We start from the raw sequence: 17,447 nt of genomic DNA on the forward strand, positions 1-17,447 counted from the left end.
CTGTTCTCCTCTATGCTTCTTACTTATTTGTTTTTATTTATGATCCTTGTCTCATACTTCCCGGTTTCAATATCAATAAACCGCACAAACAGAGACACTTTATTGTCCTCATTCAGGCTCTCCCAAACATTCTTTGTAAACCCCTCAATATCATTTGGGATTCCCACCAGCTTCGGTTCTCCCTCAAAGCTTGGCAGCGGATTGCCGTCATGCATATAAGTGTGGATAAAATGTCCTTCCCCGGCTGCCGGATTTTCATAAGTGAATGTATAACGGTTACATCCCTCAGGACTTCCGTTGCTGCTCTTCAAAATAGACATGGCATAATGGTATGCTCCATTCTCCACCTGCATAATACCGGAGATTCTCGGTGTATAGTTAGGGCCGTCCGGCTCAAACTCACGAGTTCTTAAGGACTGCTCAAAAGAGATCCCCTTCTCCATACCTTCATAGACCGTATCGGTCTGGTCACCGTTCGTTACAATTGTCTTATTGCCAATCACACGTACCGGTGCATATATGATCAAGCTGGGATCAGTCAGCTTAGACGGGTCAAATGCCTGGGTGCGGATCCCCTCTCCCTCTTCCACGAACACACGGTTCCTGCTGTTCTCACTTCTGCCCATGATAAAATATGCTGTAACTGCCTTTGTACCATCCTCAGACTTACCAATAACAATTCCCCTTCCAGGGTATGCATTTTCTCTCAATTCATTCTCAAGTGATAACATTTTCATGAATTCCTTCTCCTTCTCATTTTGACCATAATCATCTGCTGCCAATCCATCGGCAACTTTACCCTAATAAAACATAACAACAAAAAAAGCCCACACTCTGAACATACTTGCCCAGACGGTCGGCTTCCTACGCTTATACTCCCTGTGGTTTATTCCACTTCCGTCAGTCATATAAGCAATTTAAACATTATCACGTAATCTTCCCCTTGTCAACGCTTTTTGACAATTTTTATCAAAAAATCCCCATACGCATTCTAAATCACCACCCTCCCTTCAAAAACCGGCCAATACCGGCAAGGGATGCAGAAGACTGGATATCTCTTCCAGCCCCCGGCCCTTTGCTTCCCTTGCCGTCCGTTTTCTTTTTCCCTCCTACCCTTCACACACCTGAAAAATATAAAACTTCAGATAATAAGACTCCTCTGCCGCCCAAAGTATAGGATGATCCGCTGCCTGCGTCCGATACTCCACCTGCCGCAGCCTCTTATGCACATTCCTTGCCGCCTGCCCGATGGTCTGTGTAAACATCTCATAAGACATAAAATGCGAACAGGAACAAGTCGCCAAAAATCCCCCGTCCTTCACCAGCTTCATAGCCCGCAGATTGATCTCCCGATACCCTTTCACCGCATTCTTAACAGAATTCCGGGACTTGGTAAACGCCGGCGGGTCCAGTATCACCACATCGAACTTCTCCCCCTCTTCCTCCAGCCTTGGAAGCAGCTCAAACACATCCTCACACACAAATTTCACTGTCTCTGACAGCCCGTTCAGCGCGGCATTTTCCCTGGCCTGCTCCACTGCCAGTTCGGAAGCATCCACTCCCAACACACTCTTTGCGCCTGCGATCCCTGCATTCAAAGCAAATGACCCTGTGTGTGTAAAACAATCCAGCACCTTTGCTCCTTTGCATAATCTCTGAATCGCCAGCCTGTTATACTTCTGATCCAGGAAAAAACCGGTCTTCTGACCATCCTCCACATCAACCAGATATTTTACTCCATTCTCACAAATCTCCACTTTGGTATCAAAAGGTTCCCCCATAAACCCTTTGACAAGCTCCATCCCTTCCTGCCTTCTCACTTTGGCGTCACTGCGCTCGTAAACGCCGCGGATGACTACGCCGTCCTGCGCCATCTCCTCCTTCAAAAGCTCCAGGATTTTCCCTTTCAGCCTGTCAATCCCCAGCGCCAGGGACTGCACCACCAAAATATCAGAAAATTTATCCACAACAAGTCCGGGCAGAAAATCCGCCTCACCGAAGATCACACGGCAGCTGCCGGTATCCACTGTCTTTTTCCTGTACTCCCAGGCATCCCTCACCCGTTTTCGCAGAAATCCCTCATCTATCTCCTGCTCTGATCTTCGTGTCATCATGCGGATCCTGATCTTGGAGTTGGTGTTGATAAACCCTCTTCCCAGGGGATAACCGTCAAAATCGTGTACCATCACCATATCCCCATTCTCAAAACTTCCCAGGATACTGGCCACCTCATTATCGTATATCCACGGACCTCCCGCTTTCAGGGAACGTCCTTCCCCCTTCTTCAGTGTCGCAATTGCCAGACTCATGTGTCTTCCTCCATTTTTCTATTTTTTCTGTCCCAGCACAATATAAGCGATTCCGCATAGGAGACCGCCTACCGTGCCAATTTTCTGCTGCTTTTGAATAATTCCATGTAAACTTACGGTTGCACCCCGCTGTTTAAGCGGGTTTTCACATCTTTCCACCGAGGATAGAACACATCCATATATCCATAAAAAATCCCGTTGTGCCCCCGCTCCAGAAGATGCACCAGTTCGTGAGTGACCACATATTCCAGACACTCTTCCGGATATTCCGCCAGCCAGACATTGAGCCAGATCCTCTTTTTTTCCACATTGCAGGTTCCCCATCTGGTTTTCATATCCCTCAGACGCCACTCCTCTGCGTGGACTCCCACTTTCTGTTCGCACTCCTGTATGACCCGGGGCAGTATTTTTTCAAGACGCATTCTGCATTCCTGTTTTTTTGCCTCCCGCTCCCGGCCTTCGTATATTTCCCAGGGGGGCAGGTTTTGGCCCTTCTTCTTCCGATGTTCCTCTATCCAATCCATTCTCTCCCGGATAAGTCTTCTGATATCGCACTCCGGCATTTTAAGAGGCGCGGAAACCCGGATACTTCCATCCGCCCCCACACGCAGATACATATTGCGAATGGCTTTTTTCGTCACCTGGATATCCAGTCCGTTCTCGGTCCATTGATAAATTTTCACCCGTTTTCCGGCTGTCTTTACCATGCCAGGACCTCCGGGCCGTTTTCGGTCACAAGGACCATGATCTCCCACTGTGCAGAAGGCAGTCCATCCTCTGTATAAACCGTCCACCCGTCATCCTCATCAATAAAGATCTCACTGGCCCCCATATTCACCATGGGTTCTATGGTAAACAGCAGCCCCGGCGCCATGACCATACCGGTGCCGGCCCTGCCAATGTACCCCACCCACGGGTCTTCATGGAACTCCAGCCCAATACCGTGGCCTCCGATCTCCTTCACCACACTGTAGCCGTTTTTCTCTGCATGTTCATGGACTGCCTGACTCATATCCCCCAGAAATCCCCAGGGTCTTACCTGCTTAAGCCCTTTCTCCACACATTCCTTTGTAACCTGCACGAGACGCTCTTTCTCCTGTCCCACGTCACCGATACAGAACATTCTGGAGGAATCAGAATAATATCCGTTCAGGATCGTGGATACATCCACATTGATGATATCCCCCTCCATAAGTACGATCTCCTCCGACGGAATGCCGTGGCACACCTGGTTGTTGATGGAGGTGCAGACACTGTTTGGAAATCCCTCATAATTAAGGGGTGCCGGCACGGCATTGGCCTTTGTGGTGATGTCATATACCCAGCGGTCAATCTCGGCTGTGGAAATCCCCTCTTTGATATGTTCCGCAACATAATCCAATATGGCAACATTGATCTCAGCGCTTTTTTTGATCCCTGCGATCTGTTCTGCCGTCTTAACGATTTCACGCTTCGGTACGATCCTGCCCTGGGACTGCAGATGGTTCAGCTTATCATCAAAAGGTCCATGGCATTTCTTATATTTTTTTCCGCTTCCGCACCAGCACGCGTCATTTCTTCCTAAATTATTCAAATCCCTTACTTCCTTTCCCGGAGGATCTCCCTCAGTTTCTCTGTTACAGCCCCGGCAAGCGCTCTGTGCCCCTCCGGATCCAGATGGACGGAATCCTCCGCACAGGGCAGTGTCACTGCCGCGGCATCCAAAAAAGCGCAGCCTTGCTGCCTGGCCGCCTCTCTGTAATAACCGGCCAGCTCATTTGATATTCTCACTGCACGCTCCCCGCCGAACATGGGCGAAAATTTGTGACTTATAATTTCTTCTCTGATCTTTAAAGGGGATATCAGCAAAATTTCCGGCATAGGCTCACGATCTTCACGAAAATACATCTTTATGGTTTTAACCAATTTTTCCGCACCTGCGGCCACATCGGCGGCAGTCAGGGAAAACCTCTGTTTCATATCATTTGTCCCAAGCATTAATACCACTACATCCAGGGGACTATGGCTTTCCAGGCAGGGAATCAGGTATTGCAGACCATTTTTCATGCCTTCAATGGGATCATCCCAAACCGTTGTCCTCCCATTCTGGCCTTCCTCGATGATTCGTACCCCTTCCTCCCTCAGGGCCTCCTGCACCAGACTGGTCCAGCGCACTCCCCATGGGAAACGGTTTCCGGTCACACCGTCATACCCATGGGTATTAGAATCTCCATAACATAATACATTTTTCATCTCTTATTTCTCCATTGCCTCGTATTCTTCTCTAGTGATGCGGAACAAGTCATGGGGCATATGGATCCCATAGTAATACTTAACAAAGGAACCTGCCTTTTTCATGCCGTTTCTCCCTGCCACATTCCGGGATGCCGTATTGCTGTCCCGGATGATAGAATATACTTCCTCCGCCTTTAATGTCTCAAAAGCATAGTCCCTGCAGGCCCTGGCTGCCTCTGTGGCGTATCCGTGATGCCAGAACTCTTTGCAGAATAAATACCCAACCTCCAGCACCTGTCTGCCCTCACAATCCTGCATGGTAAGGCCGCACTGTCCGATGAATTCTCCTGTCTCCTTCAAGATAACAGCCCATAATCCAAAACCATACTGTCTGTAACGCTCTAACTGCCGATCCAGCCATTCCCGGGCTTCCTCATCCGAAAAAGCATGGGCGTAGGCGTACATTACCTCCGCATCCTGCAGCATTTTGTTTAAAGAAGCCTGGTCCTCCTTACACAGCGTCCTGAGCACAAGGCGTTCTGTCTCCAACACAACATTTTTCATGATCCCATCTCCTTCTGGTATGCGATTCTCGGTGTTCCGTCTTCCATATATACGGTTCCGCAGGATTTGAAACCATTTTTTTCAAACACTCTCTGCATAGTCTTATTTTTCTGATGTGTGTCACCCCGCATGTTTTTGCACCGGGTCAGACACCACTGTACACAAAACGTTGCCACACCTTTTTTTCTGCCTGCGGAAGCGATCCGGTGCAGGAATCCATAAGGCTCCTCATTCAACCAGCACCCACCCTCTATCTCTCGGTAATTGGGTTCTTCTCCTATACAGAACATAAAAACCCCTTCTATTCCATCCGATGACTCACAGATGTATAACACATTACGGTTCAAATCCGTTTCCACGTCTTCCCTTGCCGGATAACCGTTTGTCCACTGCCCCGGGTTTCCGTTCTCTGCCATGTACGCCCTTGCCTGTTCATACAGGGCCATGATCTCATCTATATCTTTATCTTTTGCTTTGCGAATATGAAATTCTGTGTCCATCAATCTGATATCCTCTCCTGCCATGCGCTTTGCCGCATTCATTCCGTACTTTGTTTGTCCGTAAAACAGCTATGCACAGTATAGCACGATTTTTTCTGATTTTCCACATAGCCCACAGGATTTATCGCGGGTTCCTATTGTTTCAATCTATCATATTTTTCAGATTATATAATAATTTTCAATCTATTTACAGTTTCAAATAGTTTTATCTATAATTTTTCATTTTACTTATTGACAAATGCAAACATGACTGTTATAATGAACTCATAAACAAAGAGAGAACAAAATAAAAACAGAAAGGACTGATACCACCGAAAACGTAAACTACCACTCATAATACAAAAGAAAGGACGGTACGGACCACCAAGAACTTAACGATTTAACTCATAATAAAACAAGGAAGGTAAAGTCCCATGGACACATCAGATTAAAAGAGTCATTCGGAATGTAAACTTCGGATGACTCTTTCCTATTGCTCAGATATCTCTTTTTTTCTGTAACGAAAAAACCCTTCAGGAGGACTCCCAAAGGGTTTGATCATATCTTCTAAATACCATGTTTAATGTGCAAATGGTGAGAGCTCCAGACGGATGAAATATCCCTGGTCATGGGCGCACACCGGACATTTTTTGGGTGCTTCTTTCCCCCAGTGAACATAACCGCATTTCAGACAAATCCATCCTGTCTCCACATCAGATACAAAAAGGTTCTTGTCCTCCAGATACTGGGCAAACTTTCCAAAACGGTCCCCATGGAATTTCTCAATATCTGCGATCATATGGAAAGAATTTGCAATCTGTGTAAACCCTTCCTCTTTCGCCTTATCCCCGAAGTTCTTATACACATCATCGTGCTCTTCGTATTCATTGTGCTGTGCCATGCGCAGAAGTTTATCAATATCGGGAGAGATATCTACCGGATATCCGCCGTCAATCTGAATTGTCTCTCCTGCCATCTCTTTTAAGTGCTGATAAAAAATGTAAGCATGCTGGCGCTCCTGGTCAGCCGTATAGTTGAAGACAGCCTCCACAACGTGCAGATGTTCTTTTTTGGCCTGTGCTGCAGCAAAGGTGTAACGGTTCCTGGCCTGGCTCTCACCTGCAAAGGCGCGCATCAGGTTTTCTTTTGTTATGCTTTCTTTAAAATCTACAGACATACGATTGCCTCCTGGTATTTATTTTCCATGTTATTTTTTCCAGAAGTTTCAATTTTATACCTGTATTTCACAGCCTTGTCAAATGGTATGATAGAGGGCCTCCAGGATTTCCAGAATCTGTTCCCTGGTAAAGCGGCTGCTGTCCAGACATAAATCATATCCCTTCATGCTGCCCCATTTCTCATCTGTATAATTGTTGTAATAATATTTTCTCTGTTTATCCACTTTTTTGATCAGCTGCTCTGCCCCTCTTTCATCCCAGACGGTCCTTGCCCGGATAGTCTTGATCCTTGCCTCTATGGGAGCATAGATGAAGACGCTTCTGCAGTCCGGTTTATCTCTGAGAATATAATTAGCGCACCGTCCTACGATCACACAGTCTTCCTTTTCGGCGGCCTCCTCAATAATCTCTGTCTGTACATTGAAAAGCACATCATTGAGAGGTTCATAGTGGAACTGCCGCTCCATAGCCATATTCTCATCAAAAGAATAACGCCAGGGGCTTTCCCTCTTCTCGTCCACTTCCTCCAGTTTCTCTTCCGGAAGGTTCTTCTTCTGGGCTGCAAGGGTGATCAAATCCTTATCATAATAATTGATGCCCAGCCGCTCTGCCAGATCCTGCGCGATTTTTCTGCCATTGCTTCCAAATTCCCTGCCAAGTGCTATCACTTTACCCATAACATACCATCCTTCCCTATGCAAACACACATATAGTTCCTGTCTTAACGAGTGACGGTTCAACCTTCACAGTCACAAGCAAATCTCCGTGTAAAATGGCCCATTGCCATGAAATTTATGCCCGGCTGCTGAATAGTTATCTTAATTAGTAACTGTTCAGTACCCTCACAGTTACAGGCAAAAATCCATGCATAATCGCCTTTGGCGATGGGATTTTTGCTTGGCCGTGGTACGCTTTCTTACGGTCAGCGCAGTGAATGCGCAGACCTACTGAATAGTTATCTTAATTAGTAACTGTTCAGTACCCTCACAGTTACAGGCAAAAATCCATGCATAATCGCCTTTGGCGATGGGATTTTTGCTTGGCCGTGGTACGCTTTCTTACGGTCAGCGCAGTGAATGCGCAGACCTACTGAATAGTTATCTTAATTATACAAAATTTTCACAGATTTTACAACTTTTTTCAGACAGAATGTCCGTCAGACTTATGGGTTCTGTCCTCCTCTATGCCTGTCTGTGCCGGGCCGTCCACACAGTGTCCCATATAGTCAAACCGGGAGCCGTGACAGGGACATTCAAAGCATTTTTCATCGGGGTTCCATTCAAGCTGGCAGCCTAAATGAGGGCACTTTGCTGATACCAGATGGATCTCTCCCTCCTCATCCCTGTATGCTCCGACTTTTTCCCCATCATAGTCCACGATCCCCCCGTGACCGCGGGGAAGCTCCTCCAGATCACTTCTGCCCTGCGTAAAGATGCGTCTGCCAAGATCCTTTACCGCATGTATGCTGTCTTTGCAGAAATTTCCGGCAGAAGCCGATGGGGTAAAACGCTGCGGGGAAAAGATTCCAAACACCTCCGCATCATCCCCCTTACCCAGGATGCTTTCTGTTATCATGCCCGCTGCCGCCATGGATGAGCTCATCCCCCATTTTCCAAATCCCGTGGCAGTGTACCAGTCAGGAGTCTCCGCGGAAAACCTGCCGATATAAGGGATTTGGTCCATAGGCATGCAGTCCTGCGCTGACCACTGATACTGCACCTTACTTTCCGGATAGAATTCCTGTGCTTTTCTTTTCAGCAGTTCGTACTTTCCCCCTGCACGGTTCTCTCCGGTCCGGTGTCCGCCTCCTCCCAAAAGCAGATGATCCCCGGCACTTCTGAAGGACCATGCATTTTCCCTGTCTATACCCAGATACATTCCCTCAAGTGCCGGCGCCTGTCCAAGCCCCAGTACATAGCTGCGCTCCTGGTGCATCCGCATGAAATAATATCCGGGCACATTGAGAAATGGATAATGGCAGGCAAAAACAATTTTCTTAGCGCTGACGCTTCCCTTATCCGTCACAAGTCTGTTTCCCTCCGCCTGCAGCACTCTTGTATGCTCATAGACGGTGAGTCCGCAGACCATTGACTGAAGAAACTGAAGAGGATGAAACCTGGCCTGATCTTCAAAACGTACCCCACCTGACACCTGAAACGGAAGCTCTGTATCCCCGGTAAATCCGGCATCAATTCCCAGCCCGGCGGCGCTTTTTGCCTCCTCTTTCAGCAGATCAGGTGATTCCAGAGTGTATAAATATGCCGGGCAACGGACAAATCCGCACTCTATCTTCCTGTCATGTATGATTTCCTCGTACCGATCTATGGCTTTCTGGTTTTCTCTGCTGTACTTTGCTGCAGCCTCTTCCCCATGCTTTTGCAGAAGCTTCTGATAAATCACGCCGTGCTGGGATGTGATCTTGGCCGTTGTCTTTCCCGTCTGGCCGTTTCCAACCCTATCCGCTTCCAGTATCACCACCTGCATTCCCTGTTCCGTAAGAAAATGCGCTGTCAGTATCCCGGCCATTCCTCCGCCCACCACAGCCACATCTGCTGTGATGTCCTGTGTCAGTTCCGGAAAACTCTGTATCTCTGTTTCCTCCATCCATAAACTTGTCATGGCAGCCTCCATTCTATCTGTCCCTGTAAGGTTCGTACCTTTACGGTTCCATATTTCTTTTCATAGAATGCACCCAATGCTTCCAGGATATACAAAAACGGTTTGTTTCTGCGGGAGGATTGCTGCTGCCACACCCAAAAACAGAGACTGCTTTTTGCGCAGCCTCTGTCATATCTCCGGTACATAACCCTGTACCGGCTTCACTTTTTCTTTGTCAGTCTTCCTGTATCACCAGTTCATCCCCCACTTTGATCCTTCCGCCGTGAAGAACCTTGGTAAATACCCCCTCTCTGGGCATAATACAGTCCCCCATCTTCTGGAAGATCTCACAGCCGTGATGACATTCCTTCCCAATCTGTGTCAGCTCCAGCACCACATCGTTACAGCGAAATCTTGTCCCAATGGGCAGGTTCTTAAAATCAAATCCGCTGACGACCAGGTTCTCTCCGAAGGCGCCATCCTTCACCTCTGCTCCGCGGTTCCGGAAATCTTCAATCTTTTCATAGCTCAGAAGACTCACCTGGCGATGCCATTTTCCTGCGTGGGCATCCTTTTCAATGCCAAAATCTTCTATAAAATTGGCCTCCTGAATATTTTTTTTCTGTGTTCCTTTTTTTTCGCTGATACAGACAGCCAGTACCTTTCCCATTGTATTCATCCTCCGATTTCAGACATCTTTTTGTTCTCCAGCCCTTCCTCCTGCGCCTCTCCAAAGCGGTGGCTTCTGGGCTTCTCAAATATGGTCTTTTCCATTACGGCTCCGATCTGCGCATCCGAACTTCCGTCTCTTAACAGACTGCGCATATCCGCCCCGTGTGAAAACTGCAGACATGGTTTTAAAAATCCCTCTGCGGTGAGCCTGACCCGGTTGCAGTCCCCGCAGAATTTGTGGGATATGGCACTGATGAATCCTATTTTCCCCTTAAAACCATCCAGCAGCATATATGTACTGGGACCGTTGCCGAATCTGCCGCTTAAGGACACTGCTTTGCCGTAAGCCTCTTCCAGCAGATGCCGTACATGGTCCTCGGTCTCCTCACCGCAATATTTTCTGCCATACCCTATGGGCATCATTTCAATGAAACGAACATCCACCGGTCTGTCTTTTGCCAGACCTGCGATGGGTATCCACTGGTCCTCATTCACACCATGCAGAAGGACGCAATTTACCTTCACACGCACATGGGGAAACTGCAGGGCTTTATCCATTGCCTCCAAAACTCTGTCAAGCCCTTTTCTCCTGGTGATCTTCTCAAACATCTCCCCGGAGAGGGCATCAAGACTGATATTCACGGCATCAATCCCCGCTTCCGCTAAAGCCTCCATCTGGTCACCCAGCAGCGTTCCATTGGTGGTCAGGGTCACATTGTCGATTCCTGGTATGTTTTTTATCATTTTTACCAGCTCTGCCGCATCTTTTCTCACAAGAGGCTCTCCGCCGGTAATCTTTACCTTGCTGATGCCTTTTTCCGCTAAAATGCGGCACAGCCTGGCAATCTCATCGTAGGTCAGAATATCGCTGTGCTCCACCTGTTCGATACCGCCTTCCGGCATGCAGTACATGCAGCGCAGGTTGCAGCGGTCCGTGATGGAGATGCGGATATATTCAATATTCCGTCTGTACTGATCCAACATAATTTTATCTTCCTGCTTTTCTTAAATATAGTTATAGTATACCTCAAAATTACTGAAATTGCACCTGTTACTTTGCCCAATTATGACATTTTACACAAAATACGTTACTGTTCACTCCGTGTCCAGTAACACGCTTCGCGATGCACAGATATGGCGCATTCTGCCCCATATCGCGCTGGCCGCCTCGGGATTTTCATGCTTCCGGCATGAAAACGCCTCCCGGTACAGTGGCCTGTGACAGTAACCAAAATACCAACAGATTTTCCCTCTCAATAATCTTCGCAGTTCAGTTTATAATACCCCTGGGGGCAGCCGCAGACCGGACATCGGATGGGCGCGCAGTCCCCAAACGCAATATTTCCGCAGTTCATGCAGATCCAAACCATTTCCAGGTCTTTGCAGAATACATGGTTTGTCAGAATATCCTGAGTCAATTGTTCAAAGCGGTAATCATGGTGCCGTTCGATTTCTCCTACCTCTCTGAAAAGCCTGGCCACACCTTTAAATCCCTCTTCCTCCGCTTTTTGGGCGAAGTTTTCATACATTTCCGACCATTCTTTTTTCTCATCCTCATGGGCTTTGGCCAGATTCCTGCTGGTCTCGGGCATACTTCCGCCGTTCAGGACATTCTTCCATATCTCCGCGTGATGCAGTTCGTTGCGTGATGTCTCCTCAAAAATCCCTCCGATATGCATGTAGCCTTCATTTCTGGCCTGTTTGGCATAGATCTGGTATTTTCCGCAGGCCTGTAGTTCTCCTTTGTAGGCCGTTATCAGATTCTTAAAGGTTTCGCTCTCTCTTAATTCCATGTTCTCTCCGCTGTTCCGGCTTTACACTATTCTATGTACAGCGGCCTCATTTCTTTCCTCTCACCAGGTCATAACTTTCCTCTATCATCCTGCAGATTTCTTCCTCCGGTACAGAGCCGTCCAAAATAACGGAATTCCAATGCTCTTTATTCAGGTGGTAAGCAGGGAGCACTGAGGTATAGGCTGCGCGCCAGAAATCCCTCCACTGGGGGTCTGTCTTCAGATTCACCCAGATATTTCCCTCCCGCTCAAATATCCACGCAAAGATCTTCCTGCTGCCTTTTATCCGGATAACTGTCCAGTTCTGATCATGAAAAGGATAGTCCTCAAATACATCCGGCATTTTCAGACAATAGGAAACTGCTTTCTCTCTGGTTCTCATAGGGACCTCCTCTTTTTTCTTCCAGTATACAGGAATCCCGGTATGCCGTCAAATTGTTCATTTTTCAACCATTGACAGAATTCATTTTGTGTGTTATGCTATAAAACAATTAAAAAAGCATTTAGATAAATGCGGTGACGGGGAGGAGTACATACCCAGCCGGCTTTCAGAGAGAAGATGTATGGTGTGAATCTTCAGCAAGGAAGTATGGAAGTAGCCCCTGAGCAGTGAGCCGAACAGAGATGAGATATCTCTAAGTAGACCTCAACGTCCCTTTCCCACGTTACAGGGAAAACAGTATCGATATCCCTATGACTATCCGTACTGGCAAAGCGCAGGATTTTTCCTGAAATCAGGTGGTACCACGGATGACTTATCCGCCCTGAACTGAATTCTCAGTTCAGGGCGTTTTTCATTGTATCAGGACCATCTAAAAATGAGTTAAAGGAGGATTTTGTCCATGACAGGAAATGAATTATTCGTAAAAGCACTGCAGAAAGAAGGCATTGATTATCTCTTCGCATACCCCGGCGGTTACGCCATCGACATCTTTGATGAGCTGTACAAACAGGATTCCATCCAGGTGATACTCCCCCGCCACGAGCAGGGTCTGATCCACGCCGCGGACGGCTATGCCAGAGCTACCGGACGCACCGGTGTCTGTCTGGTAACAAGCGGCCCCGGAGCCACGAACCTGGTAACCGGAATCGCAACCGCCAACTACGACAGTGTTCCCCTGGTGTGCTTCACCGGCCAGGTTCCCACAAACCTCATTGGAAACGACGCGTTCCAGGAGGTTGACATTGTGGGGATCACCCGCGGAATCTGCAAATATGCCGTGACTGTGCGCAACCGCAATGACCTGGGACGTATCATCAAGGAAGCCTTCTATATTGCCAACACCGGCAAAAAGGGACCTGTTCTGATCGATCTTCCAAAAGATATCATGCTGCAGGAAGGGGATGAGCACTATCCCAAAGAAGTACATATCCGCGGCTACAAACCCAGCAGCGGCGTGCACATGGGACAGTTAAAAAAAGCCATGACGCTGATGAAAGACGCCAAGAAGCCTCTGTTCCTCATGGGCGGAGGTGTGAATATCGGAAGGGCAAACGAGACAGCCCTGACTCTTGCGGAGACTACCAGAATCCCGGTTATCACCACCATTATGGGAAAAGGCTCCATCCCTACCAGCCACGAACTCTATGTGGGCAATGTGGGAATGCACGGCTGCTATGCCGCTAACCGTGCCATCAGTGAGTGTGACCTGCTTTTCTCCATCGGTACCCGTTTTAATGACCGTATCACCGGAAAGATTGACGAGTTTGCCAAGAATGCCAAAATTGTCCATGTGGACATTGACGCGGCCTCCATCTCCAGGAACATCCAGGTAGATATCCCCATCGTGGCAGACGCCAAGGACGCCATGGAAGCCATGCTGAAACACATCAAGTGCTGTGAGCATAAAGAATGGCTGGATGAGATCGCGGACTGGAAGAAGGAACATCCTCTGGACATGGACCAGAACAAGGGCATCACACCTCAGAAGATCGTGCAGTGCATCAACGAACAGTTTGAGGAGGGCATCTTTGTCACAGACGTAGGCCAGCATCAGATGTGGGTAACACAATATCTGGAAATGGACGAGAAAAAACAGCTTCTCACCTCCGGCGGCCTGGGCACCATGGGGTATGGCTTTCCTGCATCCCTGGGCGCCAAATTTGCATACCCAGGGAAGCCTGTGGTATGTGTTTCCGGTGACGGAGGGATGCAGATGAATATCCAGGAGATGGCAACTGCCGTGGCATACGGCCTCCCGGTCATCATTTGTATCTTCAACAACAGCTATCTGGGCATGGTGCGCCAGTGGCAGCAGCTTTTCTATGATAAACGTTATTCCTCCACCTGTACACGCCGCAGAAAGACCTGCAGCGCCAACTGCAAGGGGCCAGGAAAGGACTGCCCGGAATACACTCCCAACTTTGTAAAGCTGGCAGAGAGCTATGGTGCTTACGGTATGCGCGTTGAGAAAGAGGAAGATATGGCCCGGGCCTTCCAGTTTGCCAAAGGCAACACAGATGCCCCGACGATTCTGGAATTTATCATTGACAGCGATGAACTGGTCCTGCCTATGGTACAGGGTGGAAAACCGCTGCATAACATGATCTTGGACTGCTAGGAGGAGAAGAATATGAAGAAAAGATGGATTTCCTTATATGTTGAAAATGAAGTAGGTGTGCTGGCTAAAATCGCAGGCCTGTTCTCCGGAAAATCATACAACCTCACAAGCCTCACGGTAGGCACCACGGAGGACCCCACCATTTCCCGCATGACCATCAGTGTGGAGAGCGATGACTCCACCTTTGAGCAGATCAAAAAACAGTTAAACCGCTGTGTGGAGGTAATCGAGGTGATTGACTTCACCAATTCCCGCATCCACAGAAAAGAAGTTCTGTACATTAAGATCAAGGACTGCGACGAGGCTGTAAAGACAGAGGTTTTCCGCATCGCAACGATCTTCCACCTGGCTGTGGTGGACTACGGCAAAACGGAAATGCTGCTGGAGAGCCTTCAGACGGAGAAACGAAATGATGAGATCATCTCCTACTTCTCCAATTACTTTAAGAATATTGAGGTAGTGCGGGGAGGCAGCGTAGCCATCAAAGGCGTGAGCATCCAGGACAAATAAAACAGGCAAAAACATATAAAGGCAGCCATGCTGGATAAACCACGGCATGACTGCCTTCATTCTATTGACCACTGCCGCGATCCCCGCAGTCCCGGTCATTCCCTGTTTCTTTTTTCAGATCAGTTATATCATGGCAGGTAAGCAGGACCACCTGCTCTCCCTTCCATTCTATATAACAGGCATCTGCAGATGTCCATACCTGCAGAAACGGATTGTAAACCTGCCGCACACACCTGGGATGTTCACTGTCCATATCCTTTATGGGACAGAAATCGCAGGGCGTATCCTGGTGGAAGAATGCTTTATGACAGGTATTACCCAGCTTTGCCTCCGGTACCCACTCCCTGGTCTTTCGGTTGATATAAAGCATTTCCCTTGTTTCGGGACGCACCACATACACCCAGGAGCTTTGATTGTCAAGAATGGCTTCCAAAGATGCCGCATTCTGGATCGCTTTATCCTGGGCCCGGAGTTTCAGCAGGAAGGTGCTCAGTATTTCCGCAATGAATACCAGCGTATTCACCTGTTCCTGGGTCCAGTAGCGGTTCACACGGCACTCGTCAAATCCCACAAATCCCTTATACTGCCCTTTGTCATAAATGGCGCACTGCAGCATGGACTTAATTCCCTGAGGCTCCAGGATCTCCCGCTGCTGCTGCGTCAGCACATCAATGTCCCGGCAGTAGAACACGCCGCTCTCATTAAAATTACTCTGGTATCCGCCCTCCAGATCATTGGCGTACAGCACATGTTGAAGATTCCCGATCTCCGGTCTCACGCCCTCATTGCACCATTCATATGTGTTTGTACAATAATCCGGGTCCTCCTCATCCTCAAATATGTAGACACGGCTCACATCAAACTGGCGCCCCACTACCTCCAGAATGGCATTGACCGCAGTGTCCAGATTCGATGATTTGTACAGGATCCTGAACACATACTCAAACAGACGCAGTTCCACATTGCTCTCCGTCTCCTCATAAGAATCGATCCGGGTGTTGGCTGCACTGCAGGACTGCACGGGAAACTCCTCTGAAAGCAGCTTTGCGTCTGCTATACAGTATCTCCCTTTCCCCTGGTTCTTCGCCCGGTACAGTGCCTGGTCCGCCCGCTGGAACAGTTCATGATAGGTCTGCCCGCACTCCGGATAAATGGCTATGCCAATGCTGCAGGAAAGCTCCACTTCCGTGAGTTCCTGCACTGCCATTTCCCCTATAGCCTTCATTACCTGGACTGCTTTTTGTTCAGCCAGGGCAGCATTCGGTATCTGCCCCAGAAATACCAAAAATTCATCGCCGCCTACCCGCCCTACAATATCCTCACTGCGGAATTGCTTCTGAATGCTGTGGGCAACTTCAGAGAGCAGGGCATCACCAAAGAGATGTCCCATGGTATCATTCATATGTTTGAAATTATCCAGGTCGATTATCATCAGTGCTGCCATCTTCCCCGGCACATTGTTTGCCAATACGGCCTGGATATACTCCTGGCTGCTTCCCTTGTTATATAATTTGGTCAGCATATCACGCTGTGCGCGTTCCATGAGGTTCTGGGCCTTTTTCTTCTCCGCGTCAATGTCCAGGATTGCCCCCACTGCGCGCACTGCCCGTCCTGTTTTGTCTGTCAGTCCTGTTATCCGTATCCTGCACCAGACAGCATTCTGTTTTCCGTTTATAATACGGATCTCCTCCTCCGCGTAATGTTCCCCGCCCCGGATGCGCGAAAGAAGTTTTGTAAAAAGCGGTTGGTCCTCAGGCAGAATATAGGGTGCCTGCCAAAAGAGACGGCTCACATGCTGTGTGACCGGCGGACATCCGAATTTTTTCTCCCAGTTGCCGGAAAATATCATGGTGTCTGCCTGGATATCCCACTCAAAAAGGATATCTGTAGTCTGGTCCATGATGATCTGATGCCGCTCCAGGGACAGGCGCAGTTTTTCTTCCAGTTCCTTGCTCCGCGTCACATCTACAAGCACACAGCAGAAATACTGATTGCCCTCTTCATCATGGAGCAGATGCCCTTTATCTAAAACCCATATCGTGCGTCCGTCCTTGCAGGTCATCCGGTACTCCAGCTCTTTATCCGGGCCAAGGGCCATCTGTCTCTGCACCTCCGCCAAGGTGACCTCACGGTCCCTCTGCTCTATCATTTCCCAAAAGCTGTTCTGAAACTTTTCTTCTATATCCTGCTGCGTATAACCCAGCATGGACAGAAATCCTTTATTCATCTGCAAAAGAGTTAATTTCTCATCAAAACGGCAAGAAAACATGCCGCCCGGAATATTATCACTCAGAATCTGCAGGTCATCGCCGCCGGCTTCCCTTGGCGGTGATATTTTATGCTCTTCACTTTTCATATTGCCCATATGGCTCCTATTTTTATTCCATGTCTCCGTCTATTATCTGAAATGATAGAAACTAGTGATTCATTTTCTATCATTCTATCAAATGCCCTGTATTTATGCAAGGAACAAAAAGAGGAAAAAGCATATAATCAGTAACACGCTTCGCGATGCACAGATATGGAGCATTCTGCCCCATATCGCGCTGGCTGCCTCGGGATTTTCATG

General features: G+C 48.3%; 17 protein-coding genes, 1 riboswitch and 1 other annotated feature. Of the genes, 2 read left to right on the forward strand and 15 right to left on the reverse strand.

Annotated features, from left to right (window positions below; all coding sequences use genetic code 11):
• Positions 1 to 23 precede the first annotated feature (23 nt).
• From CI595_RS02490 to CI595_RS02560, 14 genes are all read right to left on the reverse strand, one after another.
• The gene (locus CI595_RS02490) at positions 24 to 737 is read right to left on the reverse strand and encodes an IMP cyclohydrolase (protein ID WP_095171357.1); all 714 of its coding nucleotides are present in this window, start codon (positions 735 to 737) and stop codon (positions 24 to 26) included.
• A 102-nt stretch (positions 738 to 839) separates the two neighbouring features.
• Positions 840 to 918: riboswitch (ZMP/ZTP riboswitch) on the reverse strand.
• A gap of 191 nt (positions 919 to 1,109) precedes the next feature.
• Positions 1,110 to 2,309: a class I SAM-dependent rRNA methyltransferase gene (locus tag CI595_RS02495; RefSeq protein WP_095171358.1), complete on the reverse strand. Its 1,200-nt coding sequence runs from the start codon at positions 2,307 to 2,309 to the stop codon at positions 1,110 to 1,112.
• A 113-nt stretch (positions 2,310 to 2,422) separates the two neighbouring features.
• On the reverse strand, positions 2,423 to 3,016 hold the full coding sequence (locus CI595_RS02500; RefSeq protein WP_147737687.1) for a M48 family metallopeptidase: 594 nt from the start codon (positions 3,014 to 3,016) through the stop codon (positions 2,423 to 2,425).
• Positions 3,010 to 3,882, reverse strand: coding sequence for a methionyl aminopeptidase (locus CI595_RS02505; RefSeq protein WP_095171360.1), 873 nt, complete (start codon positions 3,880 to 3,882; stop codon positions 3,010 to 3,012). The genes CI595_RS02500 and CI595_RS02505 overlap by 7 nt, the downstream gene beginning before the upstream one ends.
• 5 nt (positions 3,883 to 3,887) lie before the next feature.
• The gene (locus tag CI595_RS02510) at positions 3,888 to 4,541 is read right to left on the reverse strand and encodes an SGNH/GDSL hydrolase family protein (protein WP_095171362.1); all 654 of its coding nucleotides are present in this window, start codon (positions 4,539 to 4,541) and stop codon (positions 3,888 to 3,890) included.
• A 3-nt stretch (positions 4,542 to 4,544) separates the two neighbouring features.
• Positions 4,545 to 5,087, reverse strand: a complete 543-nt coding sequence (locus CI595_RS02515; protein WP_187143989.1) for a GNAT family N-acetyltransferase — start codon at positions 5,085 to 5,087, stop codon at positions 4,545 to 4,547.
• Positions 5,084 to 5,587, reverse strand: a complete 504-nt coding sequence (locus tag CI595_RS02520; RefSeq protein ID WP_095172348.1) for a GNAT family N-acetyltransferase — start codon at positions 5,585 to 5,587, stop codon at positions 5,084 to 5,086. The genes CI595_RS02515 and CI595_RS02520 overlap by 4 nt, the downstream gene beginning before the upstream one ends.
• Positions 5,588 to 6,146: 559 nt before the next feature.
• Positions 6,147 to 6,743: a rubrerythrin gene (gene rbr / locus CI595_RS02525; RefSeq protein ID WP_095171367.1), complete on the reverse strand. Its 597-nt coding sequence runs from the start codon at positions 6,741 to 6,743 to the stop codon at positions 6,147 to 6,149.
• 78 nt (positions 6,744 to 6,821) lie between these two features.
• Complete coding sequence (locus CI595_RS02530; RefSeq protein ID WP_095171369.1) at positions 6,822 to 7,421, reverse strand: cytidylate kinase-like family protein; 600 nt, start codon at positions 7,419 to 7,421, stop codon at positions 6,822 to 6,824.
• A gap of 463 nt (positions 7,422 to 7,884) precedes the next feature.
• Positions 7,885 to 9,363, reverse strand: coding sequence for an FAD-dependent oxidoreductase (locus CI595_RS02535; RefSeq protein ID WP_095171371.1), 1,479 nt, complete (start codon positions 9,361 to 9,363; stop codon positions 7,885 to 7,887).
• 214 nt (positions 9,364 to 9,577) lie between these two features.
• Positions 9,578 to 10,012 (reverse strand): MOSC domain-containing protein, encoded by a 435-nt coding sequence (locus CI595_RS02545; RefSeq protein ID WP_095171375.1) that lies wholly within the window; start codon positions 10,010 to 10,012, stop codon positions 9,578 to 9,580.
• Between the two features lie 5 nt (positions 10,013 to 10,017).
• Complete coding sequence (moaA, locus tag CI595_RS02550; RefSeq protein ID WP_095171378.1) at positions 10,018 to 10,998, reverse strand: GTP 3',8-cyclase MoaA; 981 nt, start codon at positions 10,996 to 10,998, stop codon at positions 10,018 to 10,020.
• Positions 10,999 to 11,267: 269 nt separating this feature from the next.
• A complete protein-coding gene (locus tag CI595_RS02555; protein WP_095171380.1) occupies positions 11,268 to 11,807 on the reverse strand; it encodes a rubrerythrin family protein in 540 nt (179 codons plus the stop codon).
• Positions 11,808 to 11,853: 46 nt separating this feature from the next.
• On the reverse strand, positions 11,854 to 12,189 hold the full coding sequence (locus CI595_RS02560; protein WP_095171382.1) for an MmcQ/YjbR family DNA-binding protein: 336 nt from the start codon (positions 12,187 to 12,189) through the stop codon (positions 11,854 to 11,856).
• Between the two features lie 125 nt (positions 12,190 to 12,314).
• Positions 12,315 to 12,577 (forward strand) — a binding site (T-box leader).
• Between the two features lie 72 nt (positions 12,578 to 12,649).
• Between CI595_RS02560 and ilvB the strand changes: the two genes are divergently transcribed.
• Together ilvB and ilvN are read left to right on the forward strand one after the other, a co-directional pair.
• A complete protein-coding gene (gene ilvB / locus CI595_RS02565; RefSeq protein WP_243135080.1) occupies positions 12,650 to 14,368 on the forward strand; it encodes a biosynthetic-type acetolactate synthase large subunit in 1,719 nt (572 codons plus the stop codon).
• 12 nt (positions 14,369 to 14,380) lie between these two features.
• Positions 14,381 to 14,878, forward strand: a complete 498-nt coding sequence (gene ilvN / locus CI595_RS02570; RefSeq protein ID WP_095171386.1) for an acetolactate synthase small subunit — start codon at positions 14,381 to 14,383, stop codon at positions 14,876 to 14,878.
• 61 nt (positions 14,879 to 14,939) lie between these two features.
• On the opposite strand, the gene CI595_RS02575 is transcribed toward ilvN, so the two are convergent.
• Entirely contained in the window at positions 14,940 to 17,234 is a 2,295-nt protein-coding gene (locus tag CI595_RS02575; RefSeq protein ID WP_243135081.1) for a sensor domain-containing diguanylate cyclase, read from the reverse strand.
• Positions 17,235 to 17,447: the final 213 nt, after the last annotated feature.

Origin of the sequence: Blautia hominis, from assembly GCA_002270465.1 — a bacterium.
Lineage (GTDB): Bacteria > Bacillota > Clostridia > Lachnospirales > Lachnospiraceae > Blautia > Blautia hominis.